18 protein-coding genes are annotated in these 19,086 nt (G+C 73.3%); 10 read left to right on the top strand and 8 right to left on the bottom strand.

From position 1 onward, the window contains the following. Position 1 precedes the first annotated feature (1 nt). Positions 2–976 (bottom strand): YafY family protein, encoded by a 975-nt coding sequence (locus tag HN013_RS15320; protein WP_249375030.1) that lies wholly within the window; start codon positions 974–976, stop codon positions 2–4. Positions 977–1,068: 92 nt separating this feature from the next. Here HN013_RS15320 and HN013_RS15315 point away from each other — a divergent pair, with 92 nt between their 5' ends. Both HN013_RS15315 and HN013_RS15310 read left to right on the top strand, forming a co-directional pair. Continuing rightward, complete coding sequence (locus HN013_RS15315; protein WP_171166691.1) at positions 1,069–1,788, top strand: NADPH-dependent F420 reductase; 720 nt, start codon at positions 1,069–1,071, stop codon at positions 1,786–1,788. Between the two features lie 47 nt (positions 1,789–1,835). Beyond that, on the top strand, positions 1,836–2,228 hold the full coding sequence (locus tag HN013_RS15310) for a VOC family protein (protein WP_171166690.1): 393 nt from the start codon (positions 1,836–1,838) through the stop codon (positions 2,226–2,228). Between the two features lie 213 nt (positions 2,229–2,441). Here the strand turns inward: HN013_RS15310 and HN013_RS15305 are convergent, their stop codons facing one another. Continuing rightward, positions 2,442–4,445, bottom strand: a complete 2,004-nt coding sequence (locus HN013_RS15305) for a glycosyltransferase family 2 protein (protein ID WP_171166689.1) — start codon at positions 4,443–4,445, stop codon at positions 2,442–2,444. Between the two features lie 262 nt (positions 4,446–4,707). Here HN013_RS15305 and HN013_RS33020 point away from each other — a divergent pair, with 262 nt between their 5' ends. The 3 genes from HN013_RS33020 to HN013_RS15295 all read left to right on the top strand — a co-directional run bounded on the left by HN013_RS33020 (position 4,708) and on the right by HN013_RS15295 (position 6,564). After that, positions 4,708–4,836, top strand: a complete 129-nt coding sequence (locus HN013_RS33020; protein WP_312018611.1) for a DUF6126 family protein — start codon at positions 4,708–4,710, stop codon at positions 4,834–4,836. Between the two features lie 348 nt (positions 4,837–5,184). Further along, on the top strand, positions 5,185–5,547 hold the full coding sequence (locus HN013_RS15300) for a DUF6233 domain-containing protein (protein ID WP_171166688.1): 363 nt from the start codon (positions 5,185–5,187) through the stop codon (positions 5,545–5,547). 99 nt (positions 5,548–5,646) lie between these two features. Beyond that, the gene (locus HN013_RS15295; RefSeq protein ID WP_171166687.1) at positions 5,647–6,564 is read left to right on the top strand and encodes a hypothetical protein; all 918 of its coding nucleotides are present in this window, start codon (positions 5,647–5,649) and stop codon (positions 6,562–6,564) included. Between the two features lie 23 nt (positions 6,565–6,587). Here HN013_RS15295 and HN013_RS15290 read toward each other — a convergent pair whose 3' ends face one another. Together HN013_RS15290 and HN013_RS15285 are read right to left on the bottom strand one after the other, a co-directional pair. Continuing rightward, positions 6,588–8,960 (bottom strand): excinuclease ABC subunit UvrA, encoded by a 2,373-nt coding sequence (locus tag HN013_RS15290; protein WP_171166686.1) that lies wholly within the window; start codon positions 8,958–8,960, stop codon positions 6,588–6,590. 173 nt (positions 8,961–9,133) lie between these two features. Beyond that, the gene (locus tag HN013_RS15285; RefSeq protein ID WP_171166685.1) at positions 9,134–9,550 is read right to left on the bottom strand and encodes a hypothetical protein; all 417 of its coding nucleotides are present in this window, start codon (positions 9,548–9,550) and stop codon (positions 9,134–9,136) included. A 243-nt stretch (positions 9,551–9,793) separates the two neighbouring features. On the opposite strand from HN013_RS15285, the gene HN013_RS15280 reads away from it, so the two are divergent. The 5 genes from HN013_RS15280 (at position 9,794) to HN013_RS15260 (ending at position 13,950) form a co-directional block, all read left to right on the top strand. Beyond that, positions 9,794–10,243 carry a VOC family protein gene (locus HN013_RS15280; protein ID WP_171166684.1) on the top strand — a complete coding sequence of 150 codons (450 nt, stop codon included), beginning with the start codon at positions 9,794–9,796 and terminating at the stop codon, positions 10,241–10,243. 125 nt (positions 10,244–10,368) lie between these two features. Next, positions 10,369–11,265 (top strand): SDR family oxidoreductase, encoded by an 897-nt coding sequence (locus tag HN013_RS15275; RefSeq protein ID WP_171166683.1) that lies wholly within the window; start codon positions 10,369–10,371, stop codon positions 11,263–11,265. A 93-nt stretch (positions 11,266–11,358) separates the two neighbouring features. Then, a complete protein-coding gene (locus tag HN013_RS15270) occupies positions 11,359–12,384 on the top strand; it encodes a 3-oxoacyl-[acyl-carrier-protein] synthase III C-terminal domain-containing protein (RefSeq protein ID WP_312018610.1) in 1,026 nt (341 codons plus the stop codon). A 67-nt stretch (positions 12,385–12,451) separates the two neighbouring features. After that, entirely contained in the window at positions 12,452–12,730 is a 279-nt protein-coding gene (locus HN013_RS15265) for an acyl carrier protein (RefSeq protein WP_171166682.1), read from the top strand. Then, positions 12,727–13,950 carry a beta-ketoacyl synthase gene (locus HN013_RS15260; RefSeq protein ID WP_171166681.1) on the top strand — a complete coding sequence of 408 codons (1,224 nt, stop codon included), beginning with the start codon at positions 12,727–12,729 and terminating at the stop codon, positions 13,948–13,950. The genes HN013_RS15265 and HN013_RS15260 overlap by 4 nt, the downstream gene beginning before the upstream one ends. A 50-nt stretch (positions 13,951–14,000) precedes the next feature. Here HN013_RS15260 and HN013_RS15255 read toward each other — a convergent pair whose 3' ends face one another. The 4 genes from HN013_RS15255 to HN013_RS15240 all read right to left on the bottom strand — a co-directional run bounded on the left by HN013_RS15255 (position 14,001) and on the right by HN013_RS15240 (position 19,084). Further along, positions 14,001–14,909 (bottom strand): diiron oxygenase, encoded by a 909-nt coding sequence (locus HN013_RS15255; protein ID WP_171166680.1) that lies wholly within the window; start codon positions 14,907–14,909, stop codon positions 14,001–14,003. Beyond that, positions 14,875–17,175, bottom strand: a complete 2,301-nt coding sequence (locus HN013_RS15250) for an MMPL family transporter (RefSeq protein ID WP_171166679.1) — start codon at positions 17,173–17,175, stop codon at positions 14,875–14,877. The genes HN013_RS15255 and HN013_RS15250 overlap by 35 nt, the downstream gene beginning before the upstream one ends. A gap of 170 nt (positions 17,176–17,345) precedes the next feature. After that, positions 17,346–17,558, bottom strand: a complete 213-nt coding sequence (locus tag HN013_RS15245; RefSeq protein ID WP_171166678.1) for a DUF5302 domain-containing protein — start codon at positions 17,556–17,558, stop codon at positions 17,346–17,348. A gap of 98 nt (positions 17,559–17,656) precedes the next feature. Next, complete coding sequence (locus tag HN013_RS15240; protein WP_171166677.1) at positions 17,657–19,084, bottom strand: HEAT repeat domain-containing protein; 1,428 nt, start codon at positions 19,082–19,084, stop codon at positions 17,657–17,659. Positions 19,085–19,086 lie beyond the last annotated feature (2 nt).

Here is a 19,086-nt window from a genome sequence, read left to right as displayed (position 1 = left end):
TTCAGCCTTCCTGGGGGCCGCCCGTGGCGCGCAGGGTGCGGTGGGCGGCCGCGCGGAGGTGGGCGAGGACGGCGGGGTCGGCGTCGAGGGTGTAGTCGGTGTCGAGTCCGGCGAGGGTCCGGGCGATGCGGGGCAGGGAGTCGTCGGAGACGTCGACGCGACAGGTGGCGTCGTCGACGGGCCGGAGGCGGGTGGCCAGGCCGCGGGTGCGGGCGCGGACGTGGTCGGCCGGGGCGTGGACGGTGGCGACGGCGCGGTGCCGGGTGGGGGCGGCGGACAGCCGGGCGGCGACGAAGGCGGCGGGGTCGTCGCCGGGGACCGGGCGGGGCGGGACGCGGCGGCCGGTGGGAACGGGCCTGCTGATGCGGTCGAGGCGGAAGAGGCGCCAGTCGTCCCTGTCGGTGTCGTGGGCGAGGAGGTACCAGAGGTCGCCGGAGGCGACGAGGTGGCAGGGCTCGGCGCGACGCGGAGAGGCCGTCCCCTGGCGGGTGGTGTAGTCGAAGCCGAGGATCTCGTGGTCCCGGCAGGCGACGGCGAGCGTGGCCAGAAGCGCGGGGTCGGCGCGCGGCCCCCGGCTCTCCCAGGTGATGCCTGCGACGGACTCCTGGAGGGCGGTGACCCGCCCGCGCAGTCGACGGGGAAGGACCTGCTCCAGCTTGGCCAGGGCCCGCAGGGCGGTCTCCTCGATGCCGGCCAGGCCACCGGCGGCGGTGCGCAGGGCGACGGCGACGGCGACGGCCTCGTCGTCGTCCAGCAGGAGGGGCGGCAGGTCCGTCCCGGAGGCCAGACGGTAGCCGCCGGCGTGGCCGCGGGCGCTGTCGACGGGGTAGCCCAGCTCGCGGAGCCGGTCGATGTCGCGGCGGACGGTGCGCACGGTCACGTCCAGCCGTTCGGCCAGGTCGGAGCCGGACCATTCCCGCCGGGTCTGCAGCAGGGACAGCAGCCGCAGCATACGGGCGGTCATGTCGCTCGTCATGACACCCACTATGCCCACATCAAAGGACATGGATTGTCCTGAAAGCCTCCTACTGTGGATCCGTCCGAACGAACAAAGTGGGAGGTTTCCCCATGAAAATCGCAGTTCTCGGTACCGGCGCCGGTGGCCGCGCGCACGCCGCCAAACTCGTCGAGCTCGGCCACGAGGTGTACGTCGGCACCCGTGACCCCGAGGCCACCCTGGCCCGCACCGAGCCCGACATGATGGGCACCCCGCCCTACGGCCAGTGGCTCGCCGACCATCCCGGCATCACCCTGCGCACCTTCGGAGAGGCCGCGGCCGCCGCCGACGAGCTGGTCATCAACGGCATCGACGGCCACAACGCCGTCGCCGCCCTGTCCGCCGTCGCCGACCGGCTCGCCGGCAGGACGCTCGTCGACTACGCCGTCCCCTTCGTCTACAACCCCGAGGTCGAGCACCCCTGGCCGACCCCCTGGGGAGTCATGCCGAAGCTCGACCCGTGCGACACCGACAGCCTCGGCGAGCAGATCCAGCGGGCGCTGCCGGACGTCAAGGTCGTCAAGTCGTTCGTCACCCAGGAACAGGACACCGTCGTCAACCCCCGGGCTGTCGGGGGCGGCGACCACACCATGTTCGTCGCCGGCGACCACCCCGACGCCAAGCAGCGGGTCACCGGACTGCTGAAGGAGTACGGCTGGACCGACATCCTCGACCTGGGCCCGCTGGTGTGCGCCCGCGGCATGGAGATGTACGCCCATATGCACTCCGCCATCGGCTTCGGCCTCGGTCAGCAGTTCGGCGGCCACTTCGGCATCAAGGTCGTGCGCTGAACCCGGCGCGCGCCACCTCCGGAACCACCACCCGCGAAGGAAGCACCATGACCAGCACCGCCAAGCCCCTGTCCGGGAAGATCCTCTGCCACGCCTTCTGGGCCCGGGACGGCCGTGAGCTCGCCGAGTTCTACGCCACCGCCCTCGGCACCGAGGTCAGCCAGGCCTACCCCGACGCGGAGGGCAACGACGTCGCCGTCGCCTTCTCCGTCAAGGGCGCGATATACCTCTTCCACACATCCGACTCCTTCACCGCCCCCGACTGGCCGAAGGACGAACTCCCCTTCCATATGGACCTGGTGTTCGACGACGTGACGGCGGCGGAGGAGCGGCTGCTGGAGCTCGGGGCCACCAAGCCCGCCCACCAGCCCGGCGGCGGACACTGGACCGTCCTCCTCGACCCGTCCGGCCAGCCGTTCTGCATCCACGGCGGCCGCTGACCCCGGCTCGGAGCCCCAGCAGCATCCGTTCCGTCGCCTCGTGCAGCCGTTCCGCGGCCGCCGGGTCGAACGACGGGTCGTCCAGCCCGATCCGCTCGTACCGGACGAAGGCGCTCAGCGGTTCCGCGGGCGGCGCCGTCGGCACCTTCCTGCGCGCGTTCGGCACCGAGGACAGCGCACGGCGTCCCTGGCCGCCACCGGGCCGGGCGCCGTCTAGACCGGCGTCCGCTGCCCCACCGGCCGGGCCGACTCGGGCTCCGGCCCGCCGCCGTCCTGGCCCGCGTCCGCCGGCACCGGCACCGGCCGGCGGCGCTGCGCCAGCAGCCCCGCCTGCCAGACGCCCAGCGGGATGAGCGTGGTGAGCAGCCCCAGGACGGCCCAGACGCGCATGGCCGTGTGGGCGTGGCTCAGCACCACCGAGGCGAGCAGCGCGAACGCGAGGACGGCGGCCCACGTCAGATGGGTGCGGAAGGTCAGCACGCGGTCCGGGCTGGCCGAGTCGCCCTTGGGGGTCACGACGAACCGCGAGCGGCGGCGCAGCAGTGCCTCGCCGAAGGAGCGGGCGTACAGGGGCGCGGAGAGGGCGGACATCAGCATCCCGGCCGTGCCGGAGGAGCCCGCCGGCTCGTGGGGGCTGACGTTGTGGCGGCGGTTCCAGACGTAGAGGCCGATCTGGAGGGCCGCCGCGTCGCTGTAGAGCATCAGCCACACCTGGGACTCGACGTTGATGCCGGAGGCGCCGAGGGCGAGGAAGAGGACACAGGACACCGCACCAAGCACCCAGTTCATCGCGGCCATGGGGTAATAGGCCACCATCAGGGAGTAGTTGACGACCCGTCCGGGCGACATGGTCCACACGGCGCGCCAGAACTGGCGCAGCAGCGTCTCGTAGGTCCCGCGCGACCAGCGCAGTTGCTGGGAGAAGAAGTCCGTCCAGGAGGAGGGGCCCTCCCCGACCGCGAGCACGTCGGGGGTGTAGACGGACCGCCAGCGGCGGCCGGTGGCGGGGTTGCGGCGCCGGTGGATCTCCAGGCCGGTGGCCATGTCCTCGGTGATGGAGTCGTAGAGTCCGCCGATCTGGCGGAGCACGCTGACCCGGACGCAGTTGCTGGTCCCGACGAACATGGGCGCGCCGTACGCGTTGCCCGCGCGCTGGATGAGGGCGTGGAAGAGGAACTGCTGGCTCTCGGCGGCCTTGGTGACCGCCGTCGTGTAGTTGCCGTAGACCTGCGGGCCGACCACGAAGGCCACGTCGGGGTCGCGGAAGTACCCCATCATCCGTTCCAGGAAGTTGGGCAGCGGGACGTGGTCGGTGTCCACGCAGGCCATGAACTCGTAGTCGTCCCCGTGCGCGTCGAGCCAGGCGTTGTAGTTGCCGTGCTTGGTGCGGGCCCGGAAGCATCCCGAGGGCTGGTTCCAGCGCTCGACGCCCTTGCGGGTGAAGTGGCGTACGCCGAGCCGTTCGCAGAGCCGTTTGACCTCGGGGTCGTCGCCCTCGTCGAGCAGCCAGACGTCCAGCACCCCGTCGTGCTCGACGCGGACGGCGCCCTCCAGGGTGGCGCGGACCATGGACAGCGGCTCCTTGCCCGGTACGAAGCTGGTGAGGAACGCCACCCGGGTGCCCGGCTGGGCCCGGACCGGTACGGGGTCGCGCGCCACCCAGGTGGCGTGGGCGTTGGAGACGACGTTGATCAGGCGGAAGGCCTCGATCAGACCGATCGACAGCGTCATCACGGCGTCCGCGGCACGTTCCCAGTCGCTGATGAACGGCCGCTCCACCCAGTGTTCCGGCAGCATCAGCCACACCAGCAGGGCGAGGGAGACCAGGGGCGCCGCGGTCACCAGCAGCAGGGCGCCGAGCTGCCCCCGGATGCCGCCGGCGACCAGGCGCCGGTAGCGCACCCGGTAGGTTCCGGCGGGCGGTTCCGTCAACTCCCCGGCCAGTCTGCTGAATCCGGCGTAGTCGTAGTCCTGCCGGGGGCCCGTCCGTGAGGAGGTCGCCGGCCCTCCGCCGCGCGGCCCTTCGGGGCCGCCCGGTCCCTGTCCGCCGGGTCCGCCCGGGCCGCCGCCGCCCGAGCCGGGGGTGCCGGGCCCGCCGGGGGCCGATCCGCCCCGTCCGCCCAGCGCGGGGACGACGTCGGCCGACGCCCCGTCGAACGGCATGCTCCCGGCGATCCCGCCGAGCGGGTGTGCGGCGGCGGCCCCCTCGCCGGACACGCTCGCCACCTTCCCTCCACGGGCCGCCGCCAGCCGGGCCTCACGCGCAGAAACCGCCACCACAACACCCCCAGCCGTACACGGACAGACGGGAACAAGCGGAAATAACCTAACAAAATGGACCTAAGATCATGTGACAAACTCACCGAACACGCCTCGTCCGCCCCCACATGGCCCACACGGCCGGGCGCCACCGACGGCCGGAGACCCCCCGCACGGGTGTTCTACGATGACCGGACGGCGTTCGGACAGGAGCACGGCAGTGGGCGACAGCGAGAAGTACGCCGAGAAGGCGATCGGCTGGCGGGTCCTGATCTACATCGTCCTGGGCCACCTGCTGGCCGGTTTCATCTGGCTGCTCTTCTACCTGGGTTCGCACGCCTCGCGGTGAAGCCCGGGCGGCCTCCGGAAAAGCGCCCTCTTGCCCCGGATTCGCCCTTGTTCGCTGCGCATTTCCCGCCTTCCGCGGCCGGCGCCGGACGGCCGGGTATTCACGAGGACAGGTGATTCCCGGAAACGCGGAATGGGCCCTTCAGGTATGCGGCGGATGCCACGTCGAATACACGCTTGTCCTATGCCGGGCGCGTTGGCCCGGCAGAAGCCGCGCGGCACCCGCGCGAGGGCCGCGGGCACCTGCCGAGGCGAACCGTACACCCTGGTCAACCCGCAGGTCAGCCCAGTGAGTTCATCCTTCGGATCCGGGTCCGGGAGTGCTCCCGCGCTGCTACTGTCCCCCGTCATGGAGGAGCTCTTCAGCCCAGACGAACTCGACCGTATCGAGGCAGCGGCGCACCGAGTAGGCCGCTCTCCGCACGACTGGATCCGCGAGATCGTGCTCAAACGTCTCTCCGGGGACTCCGATCAGACCCATATTTCCCATCGGCGGACGCTGCGCCCGGATTTCGAGGACGCGGTCTGGCCCATCACCCTGTACCGCCGCTCCGGCGGCGTTCTCCAGGAACTGCACCACGCCGGCTGCTGGGTGCCCAAGGGCGGCGAGGACACCCTGACGACGGCCGAGGCCCGGGCCCAGATGGCCACCCACGACGTCCGGCCGTGCGACGCCTGCCAGCCCGAACGATTCCTCACCCCCTACGCCTGATCCTCCGCACCGACCCCCGGGTGCTCGCACACATGCGCGAGAACACCAACTACGCTGTCCACGTCAAGATCATCAGACGGCGGGGCGGGGTTGTTGGGCATGAGGGCAGGGACGCGGCTCACCGGTTGGGCGACATTGCTCGTCGGCTACGCCACCGTACTGCTCGCCGTACTCCCGTACGGCGTGGTCCCCTACGGCGAACTGCCGCCCAAGCGCCATCTGCTCTGGATGCTCGGCGCCACGGGGTTCTGCGCCCTCTGCTGGATCCTGGCCTCACTTCTCGTCCGCGCGCGCCGACGGGCCGCGCTGCGCAGGAAGGCCCTGCGCAAGCGCCATCAACCGTGGCCCGAACCGCGCCGGTCGCGCGCCCTCTCCTGGGTGCTGGGCCTCGGCATCGCCCTCACCAGCGCCGCCGCGCTCAACCAGGCGGTGGGGCCGGACGGGACGGAGGGCAGGTGGCTCGCCGAGCTGAACCGGGCGGGGGGCCGCACTCACCAGCTGACCGTGTCGAAGGTGGTCGGCGGGACGCAGACCCCCGGAGCGGCCGGCCGTGACGTCGAGGAGTTCAGCTCGACGATCGTGGTCACCGTGCCGTTCGACTCCGGCCCGCGCCAGATGACCGTGGGCGGGGTCCGGACCGAGGGAGAGCTGGAACAGGGCCGCTCCATCGAGCTGCTGTACGCGCCGAGCCGCCCGGACCTCGGAGTGCGTCCCGCCGCCGACGACCTCTCGTCCACCGTCGGCCGCATCGTCGTCCGGCCCGTCATCTGGCTGCTCGCCCTCGTCGCGGGGCTGAGCACGGCCGTCGCCATGCACCGCCGGGAGGCCGGGGTCGCCCGCGCCCGGCGCTTCGAACCCTGGGTGCACCTGCCCGCCGCGGCGGTCCTGGCCGGCGGGGCGGCGCTCAGCGTCCCGCTGCTCACCGGTTTCCCCGACACCACGACGGGCTGGGGGCTCGCCGCGGGCGCGGCGGCCGGCCCGTGGCTCGCCCTCGCCTGGGTCGTCCGGACGAGCTGAGAACCGGCCGGCCCCGCTCGGCGTCAGCCGCCGACGTAGGCCGCGAGGTGCTCGCCGGTGAGGGTGGGGCGGGTGGCGACGAGGTCGGCGGGCGTGCCCTCGAAGACGACCCGGCCGCCGTCGTGACCGGCACCGGGGCCGAGGTCGATGATCCAGTCGGCGTGCGCCATGACCGCCTGGTGGTGCTCGATGACGACGACCGACTTGCCGGCGTCGACAAGCCGGTCGAGCAGGCCGAGCAGCTGCTCGACGTCGGCGAGGTGGAGGCCGGTGGTCGGCTCGTCGAGCACGTAGACCCCGCCCTTGTCGGCCATGTGGGTCGCCAGCTTGAGCCGCTGCCGTTCGCCGCCGGACAGCGTGGTGAGCGGCTGGCCGAGGGTGAGGTAGCCGAGCCCGACCTCGGCGAGCCGGGTGAGGATCCGGTGCGCGGCCGGGACGCGTGCCTCGCCGGCGCCGAAGAACTCCTCGGCCTCGGTCACGGACATCGCGAGCACCTCGCTGATGTCCCGGCCGCCGAGGTGGTACTCCAGCACGGACGCCTGGAACCTCCTCCCCTCGCAGTCCTCGCACGGGGTGGCGACGCCGGCCATCATCGCCAGGTCGGTGTAGACGACGCCGGCGCCGTTGCAAGTGGGGCACGCGCCCTCGGAGTTGGCGCTGAACAGCGCCGGCTTCACGCCGTTGGCCTTCGCGAACGCCTTGCGGATCGGGTCCAGCAGCCCGGTGTACGTCGCCGGGTTGCTGCGCCGGGAGCCGCGGATGGCGCCCTGGTCGACCGAGACCACGCCCTCGCTCGCGGGGATCGATCCGTGCACGAGCGAGCTCTTGCCGGAGCCGGCGACACCGGTGACCACGCAGAGCACCCCGAGCGGGACGTCGACGTCGACGTCGCGCAGGTTGTTCGCCGTCGCGCCGCGGATCTCCAGCGTGCCGGTGGGCTTCCGCACCGTCTCCTTGACGGCGGCCCGGTCGTCGAGGTGGCGGCCGGTGACGGTTCCGCCGGCCCGCAGCCCCTCGACGGTGCCCTCGAAGCAGACGGCGCCACCCGCCGTACCGGCGCCGGGCCCGAGGTCGACGACGTGGTCGGCGATCGCGATCACCTCCGGCTTGTGCTCCACGACGAGCACCGTGTTGCCCTTGTCCCGCAGCCGCAGCAACAGGTCGTTCATCCGCTGGATGTCGTGCGGGTGGAGCCCCACGGTGGGCTCGTCGAAGACGTACGTGACGTCGGTGAGCGAGGAGCCGAGGTGGCGGATCATCTTGACGCGCTGTGCCTCGCCGCCCGACAGCGTGCCCGACGGCCGGTCCAGCGCGAGGTAGCCGAGGCCGATCTCCGTGAACGAGTCGAGGGTCCGCTGCAGCGCGGCGAGCAGCGGCGCCACCGAGGGCTCGGCGAGACCGCGCACCCACGCGGCGAGGTCGCTGATCTGCATCGCGCAGGCGTCGGCGATGCTGATCCCCTTGATCTTCGACGACCTGGCCCCCTCGCTGAGCCGGGTGCCGTCGCACTCGGGACAGACGGTGAACGTCGTCGCCCGCTCCACGAACGCCCGGATGTGCGGCTGCAGCGCGTCGATGTCCTTGGACAGCATCGACTTCTGGATCTTCGGGATCAGGCCCTCGTAGGTGAGGTTGACGCCGTCGACCTTGATCTTGGTCGGCTCCTTGTGGAGGAGGTCGTGCAGCTGCCTCTCGGTGAACTCGCGGATCGGTCTGTCCGGGTCGAAGAAGCCGCAGCCGCTGAAGATCCGGCCGTACCAGCCGTCCATGCTGTAGCCGGGGATCGTGAGCGCGCCCTCGTTGAGCGACTTGGAGTCGTCGTAGAGCTGGGTGAGGTCGATGTCGGAGACCGACCCCCGGCCCTCGCAGCGCGTGCACATGCCGCCGGTGCGGGAGTAGGTCGCCTTCACCGCCTTCTTGGTGCCGACGGCGATCGCTCCGCTCCCCCGGACCGAGGCGGTGTTGAAGGAGAACGCGCTGGGCGGGCCGATGTGCGGCTCGCCGAGCCGACTGAAGAGGATGCGCAGCATCGCGTGGGCGTCGGTGGCCGTGCCGACCGTGGAGCGGGGGTCGCCTCCCATCCGCTGCTGGTCGACCGTGATCACGGTGGTCAGTCCGTCGAGGACATCGACCTCGGGCCGCGCCGGCGCTGGCATGAAGCCCTGCACGAAGGTGCTGTACGTCTCGTTGATCAGCCGCTGCGACTCCGCGGCGATCGTGTCGAACACCAGCGAGCTCTTGCCCGAGCCGGAGACACCGGTGAACACCGTCAGACGACGCTTCGGGATCTCGATGCTGACGTCCTTGAGGTTGTTCTCGCGCGCGCCGTGCACGCGGATCAGATCATGGCTGTCGGCGGCGTGCGGCTGCCCGTCCGTCCTGGTGGCCTTGTTCATCGTTCTCTCCAACTGTCGGGCGGGACCGCTTCCGCGGCCCCCGTCGGCGTCGCCTGCCTCGGGAGCTGCACCGCCCCTGAACGGCGGTCGGCCCGGAGTCCTTGGAGCCGGCTCCGGGCCACCGCCGACTCTACGGGGGCCCGGCCGCGCCCGACAGTGTGGTGATCGGCCGCTCAGGAACGGCGGCGGCGGAACGCCTTGCGCACGAAGTGGACGATCAGCGCGATCGCGACGATCACCAGGATGATCACGACGATCAGGATGACGACCAGGGCGATGCCCAGTTTCTTGAAGAAACCCTTCTTCTTTTTCTTCTTCTCCTTGGCCAGGACCTGGTCACCGGCGTCCGCCTGCCGGACCTCCGCCGCCGGACCGGCCGCGGAGCGCGCCGCCCCGTCCCCGGCCGCGGCGGCCGGACCGGCGGCGGTGTCCACCGACGCGTGCTGTGCCGTCCGGGCCACCGGCCGGTCGCTCACGGCCGACGCGGGCGTGGCCAGCAGCGCGGTGCCCAGCGCCAGCGCCACGACAGCGGAGATCCGGCGGGCCGGTCGCCCCCGGTACCGCTTCTCGTGCTGCTGCTCGCTCTTCATCGACGCCCCCATTTTCCGGTGCTCATTGTCTGTCGGGTGTCCGCGTCCGCGGCCTCCGTGACGGCGGCCGGGCGCGACGCGCCTCCATTATCGGCACATCCGACGGATGCCCAGCAGGGCGCATATCGCACCGGTCGGCGCCGGGCCCAGGCCGTCGACCCCTCCAGTCCGGTTTGCGGCGTCGCTCGTGTAACCACTATGAAAGGCTTCCTTGTCCTGAAGAACCGTCACCCGGGGGATCCCATGGCTCTGCACTGGAAACTCGTCGTCGACTGCGCCGACCCGAACCGGCTGGCCGCCTTCTGGGGCGCGGCCCTGGGCTACGAGGTCGAGGACAACAGCGCGCTCATCGAGCGGCTGCTCGGCGCCGGGGCCGTCGGCCCGGAGGACGTCGTCGAAACCGGTGGCCGCAAGGCATGGCGGAACCTGGCGGCGGTCCGGCACCCCGAGGACCCGGTGGACGCGGCGAGCGGCACGGGCCTCGGCCGCCGGCTGCTCTTCCAGGCCGTCCCCGAGCCCAAGCGGGGCAAGAACCGGCTCCACCTGGACCTCCACGTCGCCGCCGGGACCCGGGACGACGAGGTGAAGCGGCTGGAGGGCCTCGGCGCCGCGGTGCTGCGCGTGGTGACCGGGCACGGCAACAGCCATGTGACGATGACGGACCCGGAGGGCAACGAGTTCGACGTGCAGTAGAGCGGCGGGCCCGCACGCGGACATCCGGGCGATCTTTCCGGGCACGCGGGGTGTCCCGGCCGCCTTGAACGCGCCGGACGGTCCACTGACGGGACAGCCAGTGCCGTCGGTGGGAAGGGTGTCGGATGTCGCGCAGCGTGGTGGTGACGGGGGCGACCAGCGGGATCGGCCGGGCCACGGCCCTGCGGCTGGCCCGCGCGGGGTACGAGGTGTTCGCGACGGCCCGCGACGAGGAGAAGGCCGGGAAGCTGCGGGCCCACGCCGAGGAACGGGGCGTACGGCTGCACGTCCCGGTGCTCGACGTCACGGACGCGACGGCCTGCCGGGACGTCCTCGCCGATATCGCGGAACGCACCGACGGCGGTCCGTGGGCCGTGGTGAACAACGCCGGTGTCACCGTGCCGAGGGCCGTGGAGGACGTGGACGAGGCCGAGGCGCGGCAGGGTCTTGAGGTCAACCTCCTGGCGCCGGCCCGCATCGCGCGGCTGGTCCTGCCGGCGATGCGGCGCCGCGGCGGGGGCCGGATCGTCAACGTCTCCTCTGCCGCGGGCCGGGCCGTCCTGCCCTTCACCGGCTGGTACAGCGCGGGCAAGGCCGGCCTCAACGCGCTGACCGAGGCACTGCGCATGGAGGCGGCGCCGTTCGGCGTGGACGTGGTCCTCGTCGAACCGGGTTTCCACGCCAGCCCCCTGCTGGAGCAGGCCGCCCGCGCGCTGGAGCGGCCCAGCACGGTCTCCCCCCGCTACGGCGACTGCTACCGGGCCGCCGCGGCGGCCCTCCGCACCCCCGGCCGTCACCCCGGTCCGGAACGCGCCGCGGCGGTCGTCCACCGCGCCCTGACCGCACCCCGGCCGCGGGCCCGGTACGGGGTCGGGGCCGACGTACGGCTCGCCGCCCTGCTCGACGCGGTGACCCCGGCCGTCGTGCGCGACCCGGTGAAACGGGCCGTCGCGGGGCTGGACGAGGTGCCGCTGGGCTGCGACCGCCTCCTCACCCGGTGGTGCGGGCTGCCCCGGCTGTGACGGCCGCGGCGTTGGGCCGGTCAGGTGTCATCGGACCGGCCTCGCCGCGCGCATGAGAGATCGTCGTACAGAGTGCTTGTTACGTTGCCGCGGGTGAGCGATGTACGAGCCCGGCTGACGGGCGCAGCGGTCCATCTGCCCGAGCGGTGGATCGGCATGGCGGAGCGGGAGGCCGGGATCGCCGCCGCCAGCGCCCCCTTCGCTCCGCCGCCGGGCCTGATCACCCAGCTCACCGGCGTGGAGGGCGTGCATGTGGCGGCGCCGGACCAGCAAGCGTCCGACCTGGCGGTGTGCGCCGCCCGGAAGGTGCTGGCCGACACCGGGGCCCAGCCGGCCGACATCGACCTGCTGCTGTTCGCGGCGAGCTCCCAGGACATGATCGAGCCCGCGACGTCCCACATCGTGGCCGCCAAACTGGGGCTCTCCTGCCCGGTGTTCGATGTGAAGAACGCGTGCAACAGCGTGCTCAACGCCCTGGAGGTCGCCCAGGCGCTGATCTCCGCGCACCGGTACCGCACCGTGCTGATCACCTGTGGTGAGGTGCCCTCGACGGCCGTCCGGATGCGCGTCCCGGACGCGGCGGCGTTCACCCGGGCCTTCCCGGCCTACGGTTTCTCCGACGCCGGAGCGGCGCTGCTGGTCACGGCGGGCCCGGACGGGCCGGACGCGCCGGGTGTGCTGCACTGCGACTTCGCCGCGGACTCCCGTGCCTGGCAGGCGGCGACCCTCCGGTACGGCGGCAGTCTCGATCTGCGGGAACAGGACGACGAGCACCGCTACTTCCGGATGGACGGCGTGCACCTGCGGTCCGCCCTGCGGTCCCTGGCGCCCCGCCTGCGCGCCCTGCTCGACGCCCTGGAGCTGTCGGTCACGGACTTCGCCTTCGTCGGCGTCCATCAGGTGGCCGTCGGCGACATCGGGACCCTGTGCACGCTCACCGGCCTTCCCGAGGACCGGCTGGTGGTGACGCTGCCCCGGCACGGCAACGTGGCGTCGGCGTCCCTGCCCCTGCAACTGGTCCGGGCCCTGGAGACCGGAAAGGCCCACCCCGGGGACCTGATCGCCCTCCTCGGACTGGCGGCGGGCAGCAGCGCGGGGCTGGTGGTGGCCCGGTTGTGACGTGTGCCCGCTCCGCCCCTCCCCGACTTCCCCCGACGACCCTCCCTTCGGCAGTGAGGAACCGACCATGACGCCTCTGTACGAGCCCATCAGGTCCTGCATGGGCCAGTACTTCAACATCCCCGTCGACTCCATCCGCCCCGACAGCACCATGGAAGCCCTGGGCATGGATTCCCTGGCGCTGGTGGAGCTGGTGTGCGTGCTCAAGGACGACCTCGGCCTCCATGTCCCGTCCGGCGAGGACCTGATGTCCCTGCGCACCACGTTCGCCGAGGCGGTGGCCGCGGTCGAGCAGGCGCAGCGCGCCCCGGAGACCTTCGCCGGCTCCCCGGGCCCGTCGGCATGACGTCCCCCGGCGTCGCCGTCACCGGCCTGGGGCTGGTCACCCCGGCCGGGGTGGGGGTCGACGCGACGTGGCGGAGGGTGTGCTCCGGGGTGCCGACCGCCGCCCTCGACCCCGCGCTGGGGGATGTGCCGGTGCCGATGAGCTGCCGGGTCCCGGACTTCGACGTCCGCGCCGTGGTGGGACGGCAGTCGTGGCGCATGGACCGCTTCGTCCATCTGGCCCTCGCCGCCGCGCACGAGGCGGTGGCCGATGCCGGGCTCGACCCGGGGACCTGGGACGGCGCCCGCGTCGGTGTGGTCGTCGGCGTGGGCACGGAGAGCAAGGACACGGCGGTCCGGGGCATCACCAAGCTCCTGAACGCCGACTACGAGGGGGTCTCCCCGCTCACCGTCCCCCGGTCCACGGTGAACGCGGCGGCGGGCGAGATCGGCATGGCGTTCCAGGCGCTGGGTCCCAGTATGGCGGTGACCACCGCCTGTGCCTCGGGGGCGACGGCCCTGTGCGTGGCCCGGGACCTGCTGCTGGCCGGGCGCTGTGACGTCGTCCTCGCCGGCGGGGCCGAGGCGCCCTGCCACCCCATGTCGTCGGTCTCCTTCTCCCAGATGAAGGCCCTCTCGACGCGGCTGCACGACCCGGCCGGGGCCAGCCGCCCGTTCGACGCCGACCGGGACGGCTTCGTCCTCGCCGAGGGGGCCGGGATCCTTGTCCTCGAACGGCTCCCCGACGCCCGTGCCCGGCGGGCTCCGGTGCGGGCGCTGCTGGCCGGGCACGGCACCTCCACTGACGGCTTCCACCACGCCGCCGCCCACCCCGAAGGGGCGGGCCTGGTCCGGGCGTTCACCACCGCGCTCGCGGACGCGGGGCTGGGGCCGGCGGACATCGGGCACGTCAACGCCCATGGCACGTCCACGCCCATGAACGACCGGATCGAGGGCGACACCCTGCGCCGGCTGTTCGGTCACCGTCCCCCGCCCGTGACGTCCACCAAGGGAGTCACCGGCCATATGCTCGGGGCCGCGGGGGCCGTCGAGGCGGCGCTGGGCGTCCTGACGCTCCAGCACCAGGTCATCCCTCCGACCGCCAACCTCGAACGCCTCGATCCGGAGATCGACCTCGACGTCGTGGCCAAGGAGGCGCGCAGCGGCCGGGTCGAGGCGGTGGTCAGCAACTCGTGCGGGTTCGGCGGCCACAACGCGGTCGTGGTGCTGCGGCGGGTGTGACGCGGATGCGGCCCGGCGGGCTTTCCCGCCGGGCCGCGTCCGTCGGTCCGTCAGCGCATGAGACCGGCCCGGCGCCACCAGGGGTGCTCGGCGCGGGTGATGAGACCCGCCTCGGTGAGGAACGCGACCAGCTTCTCCCCGACCCACAGCCGGGTCTCCCGGTGGTGCGGGTTGCGGGCGGCCTCGCGCACGGCCCGGCGGGGGTCGAGGCCGATCGCACGGTACGTGGTCGGACGGCAGATGTTGTTCATCACGAGGCTGACGGAGAGCCCGACCACCTGCCGGTCGAGGGCGAGCCGTGGCGCCGGAACACGTTCGAGCGCGTGCAGGAGCTCCGTGCGGGCGAAACTCACGTGCCGGGCCTCCTCCCGCACATGGATCCTGCTGATCTGCCGGACCAGGGGCTGCACCCGCTCGTCCCCTGCCATCTCCCGCTGGAGACGGTCGAGGATCTCCTCGGCCAGGAGCGCCGTGGCGAACGTGGTGACGTCGTCGTGGAGGACGAGCGCCAGGGGCGCGGCCCGCCGCAACCAGGGGTCCGGGCCGTGATCCCGGCAGCCGGCCCAGCTCACCGCTCGCCCGAACATGACGATATGCCGGGTCTCATCGCCCATTTCCGTCATGGCGTAGTGGGTCCGCACATCGGTCACGTCCCGATCGGCCACGTACCGGCTGATCGACTTGATGAGGAACCGCTCGAACCAGACCCCCGCCGCGGCGGCGCGGGCCCACTCCTCCCGGGACAACGCGATGCGCTGCGCCCGGTCCATCCCGTGCCACAGCGGCGTGCCGTACAGGGACAACCGCTCCGGTGGCAGGAACCAGGTGTCCTCCAGCGGCGGCGTCGTCCAGTCGATGTCGGCATCGGTTTCCGCCGTGGGCCGTTCGGACGCGCGCAGCAGTCGCGCGGCGACCGCCTCGGGGTCACGTTGTCGGGTCGACAGCGGTCGGTCGGGCATGGTGGAGGGCTCCTTCCTGTGGGGAGTCGACTGCCGCGGGGGCGCTGCCTCGGCCCGGGCTCCCTCTCCGGCCGGGCGCCCACCAGTTGGCGGGTCCGGCGAGCTTCATCACGGCCGGTACAAGCAGCGCGCGCACCACGGTGGTGTCCAGGAGGACGGCGAGGGCGAGGCCCACGCCGATGACCTTCAGGACGACCAGTCCCGAGGTGGCCAGGGCGGACATGACCACGGCGAAGATCAGGGCCGCCCAGACGAACTGCCGGGCCGTGCCGTCCAGTCCGCGGGCGACGGCCTCGGGGGTGTCGGCGCCGCGGTCGTGTTCCTCGCAGACGCGGGCCAGCAGGATGATCTCGTAGTCCATGGACAGGCCGAAGGCGAGGCAGAAGACGAGCACCGGCACCAGGGTGTCGGTCGTCCCGGTGGCGGTGAACCCGCCCAGCAGGCCGGCGAAGTGCCCCTCCTGGAAGACGTACACGAGCGCGCCGAACGTCGCGCTCAGGCTGAGCGTGTTGAGCAGCAGTGCCTTGCAGGCGAGGACCGGGCGGCCGGTCATCCACCAGACCAGGGCGAGCATGGTGACGGCGATCAGGGCGAGGGACCAGGGCAGTCGGCCGGACAGGGTGTGCTGGACGTCCGCGAGGTCGGCGCCCGGGCCGCCGACCAGGACCGGGGCGGGGGCCGGCAGGCGGCGCAGGGCGCGGGCGAGGTCACGGCCGGCCGGGGAGACGGGTTCCCCCTCGGTGGCCACCGCCAGCCAGACCGCACGGGCGGAGGCGAACCGGGCGGACGCCGCGGTGGGCGCGTGGTCCCGGTGGCCGTTCCGGTACGCGCCGGTGGCGGTCTCCACGCCGCGTACCCCCGGTTCGGCCGAGATCCGCCGGGCGTACGCGTCGAGGGCCGCGGCGCCGCCGCGGGCGTCGAAGCGCGGCAGGACGACGGTCGTCGGGCTGGTGGCCGCGCCGGCGTCGAACCGTTCGCGCAGCAGGGCTCCGCTGCGGCCGACGTCGGAGGACGCGGGGAGGACCCGGTCGTCGAAGAGGCCGACGCGGAGCTGGGTGAAGGGGGTGGCCAGGAGGACGAGGAAGGCGGTGACCGCCAGGGCGGTGGTGACGGGCCGGCGCATCAGGCGCAGGGCCGTGCGCCCCCATAGGCCCGGGGTCTGCGGCGCCGGCCGGCCGTGACCGGGCGCACGGCGCCAACGGGCCAGTGGATCGAGGCGCGTCACCCGGTCCCCCAGCAGCGTCAGCGCCGCCGGGACCAGCACGAGGCTCCCGGCCGCCGCCAGGACGGCCGCGGTGATGCCGCCGTAGGCGTTCGACCGCAGGATGGTGTGGGGGAAGACGAGAAGGGCCGCCAGGGACAGCGCGACCGTTCCCGCGGAGAAGGCGACCGCGCGGCCGGCCGTGCGCATCGTCGTCCGCAGGGCCGCGCCGACCGGCCGCCCGGCGGTCAGTTCCTCCCGGTGGCGGCCGACCAGGAAGAGGCTGTAGTCCACCGCCAGGGCGAAGCCGAGCGCGGCGCCCAGGTTGCTCGCGTACACCGACACGGGGGTGACGGAGGCCAGCAGCCGCAGCAGGGCCATGCTGCCCGTCACCGCGAAGACGCCGACCCCGACGGGGAGGAGCGCCGCCCAGGCGGACCGGAAGGCGAGGAGGAGCAGCAGGGCGACGACGGGGAGGACCAGCAGTTCGGCGCGGCCCTGGTCATGTGCCGTCCGCTCCAGGACGGCCGCCCGGATGGCCGCCCGCCCGTTGACGGTGATGTCCAGCGGGCCGTGCCGGCCGGTGACTTCGGGGATCAGCCGGCCGGCCGCCCGGGTGGCGTCCGCCTCGCGGCCGCGCAGGGTGACGAGGATCAGTGCGGCACGTCCGTCCTTGGCGCGGAGGGCGGGTGGGCAGGACGGCCAGTAGGACGTCACCCGGGCCACGTCGGGGTCGGTGCGCAGTTGTTGGGCGAGCCGGGTGCCGGCCGCCTCGGGGCCGGCGTTCTCGACCGGTTCGCTGCTCCTGGCGACCAGCAGGAGGTCGGGAGGGCCGGCGGCGAAGCCGCTCTCCAGCAGGCCGGCCGCGCGCAGCGATTCGGCGCCGGCCGGGACGATCTCACCGGCCGACAGATAGCGGTGGACCGGGGCGCCGAACCACGCGGCGGCGGCCGTCAGGAGGACGACCGCCACCAGGACGGAGCGGGGGTGCCGCGCGGTCCGGGGAACGGCCGGGGCCGGTGCCGACGGTGCCGGGTCGTCCGCCCGTGCTCGCGAGATACGCATCCCGGCCACCGTAACCACAGGGTGACCGGCGTCACTCTTTTCACACGAGCGCCTTCGGCTCTTGTCGCACGAAAGGGCCAACCGCCGGGCGCCGGGGCCGGACGCGGTGCGGGCCCGGGCACCTGGCGGATGTCAGGACCCCGGCGTCCCGCACCCGCGCCGGACGCCGGTCAGCCGCTCTTCCGGCGGAAGGACCGCTGTCCGCCCGCTTTCCCGTGCGTGCCATGGATCTTGGAGCCGTCCCGGCCCCGCGCGCCCGCGGCCCCTTCCCCGGGCTTGCCCCGCTTGCGGTCGAGCGCCTCGCGGAACTTGCGCTTCACATCGTTCTCGGCGGCCCCACCTGCGTCGGGTCCGCCCTGCTCCCCCGCTGTTGAATCGGGCATCAATACCTCCTGGAGACACGGGTGTTCGCCCCAGCTTCGCACAAATGGGGCGCTGATGGTCCTCTCGGACTCGGTTGACTTCCCGTCACACCGGCCCGTCACACCGGCGACGCGTCCGGTCCGAAGCGGTCGCCGGCGGCGGTCTGGACCTCGGCCTCCTCGGCCGGGTCGGCGGCGAGCCTGCGCAGCTGGTCCACGACCCGGGAGTCCGCCGTGGCCACATGGCGCACCGCGAGCTCGCGGGTGGTCTCCTCGCAGTCCCACAGGCACTCGACGGCGAAGCCGGCGGCGAAGGAGGGGTCCGTCGCCGCGAGCGCCCGGGCGGCACGGCCGCGCAGCTGGGAGGAGGACGTCTCGCGGTAGAGGTGGCGCAGGACCGGGGCGGCGCAGCCGATCCCCAGGCGGCCCGTGCCGTCGACGAGGTCCCAGAGCACGGGGGCGTCGGGTCCCTCGGTGCGCACGGTCCGGCGCAGGGCGCTCAGGACGAGTGCCGCGTCGTACTCGGCGCCCCGGCAGGCGAGCATGCCCGCCGCGGCGCCGCCGAGGGCGTCGGCCCGGTGGATCCAGCCGCGGGCGCGCTCCAGGGCGGCCGGTCCCCGCATGCGTTCGAAGGCGGTCACCGCGGCCTCCGCGACGAGGCGGGCCGGGTCGGCCGCCGCCCCCTCGATGAGGTCCAGGGCCTGCGGGTCGTCGTGTTCCGCGAGGTACCGCAGGGCGGTGGCCCGGGCGGCGTCCGGGCCGAAGGCGGCGGCCTCGATGATCTCCAGGCGGTCCTCGGGTCCGGCGACGGCGTTGAGGCAGCGGGTCGCGGGGACGTGGCGCTGCTGGGGCGGGTGGAGGGCGAGGCCTTCCTGGGCCCAGTCCAGCACTTCGCGCACGCTCCAGCCCGGCCGGGGGCCGGCGGGCCGCAGCTGCCGCTGCCAGCGGTCGAAGGAGCCCTGCTCGCGGGCCGCGCGGACCCGGGCGGCGGTGGCGGGGGCGTGCGGGTCGTCGGCCCAGATCCGCCAGGGGCGGGGTTCGAAGGCGTCCCGGACGGCGGCGGCCAGCGCGGCGTCGCCCTCGGGGGTCCGCGGGAAGCGGGCGACGACGGCCTCGCCGAGGGCGGCCAGGGCTGCGTCGTCGTCGCGCACGGCGAGCTCGTCCAGGGCCCAGCGCCAGTTGCCGCCGGTGGCGGCGTAGCGGCGGAGCAGCAGCAGGGCGTCCTCGCGCCCGTAGGAGGCGAGGTGGCCGAGGACGGCCAGGGCGAGGCCGGTGCGCTCCTCGGCGGGGTCGAGCAGGTCGTCGGGGTGGAAGAGGTGCTCCTCGATCTCCTCCAGACCGCCGTCGAGTTCCAGGTGGAGCCGCGCGTAGTACAGGGAGCGGTTCTCGACCTGCCAGTCGCGCCGGGGGTCGCGGAGCACGCACTGGTTCAGCGCCGCGAGGGCCTCGGCCCGCGGCGCCGCGAGGGCGTGCAGGGTCCCGTCGCCGCGGCCTCGCTGGAGGAGGCCGAGCAGGGTGCCGCTGGGCGCTATGTCTGGATCGAACATGA

The organism is Streptomyces sp. I05A-00742 (assembly GCF_013055795.1).
In the GTDB taxonomy this organism is placed as follows: domain Bacteria; phylum Actinomycetota; class Actinomycetes; order Streptomycetales; family Streptomycetaceae; genus Streptomyces.
The sequence above is the reverse complement of the archived record's forward strand: the minus strand, read 5'-3'. Positions and strand labels throughout refer to the sequence as shown.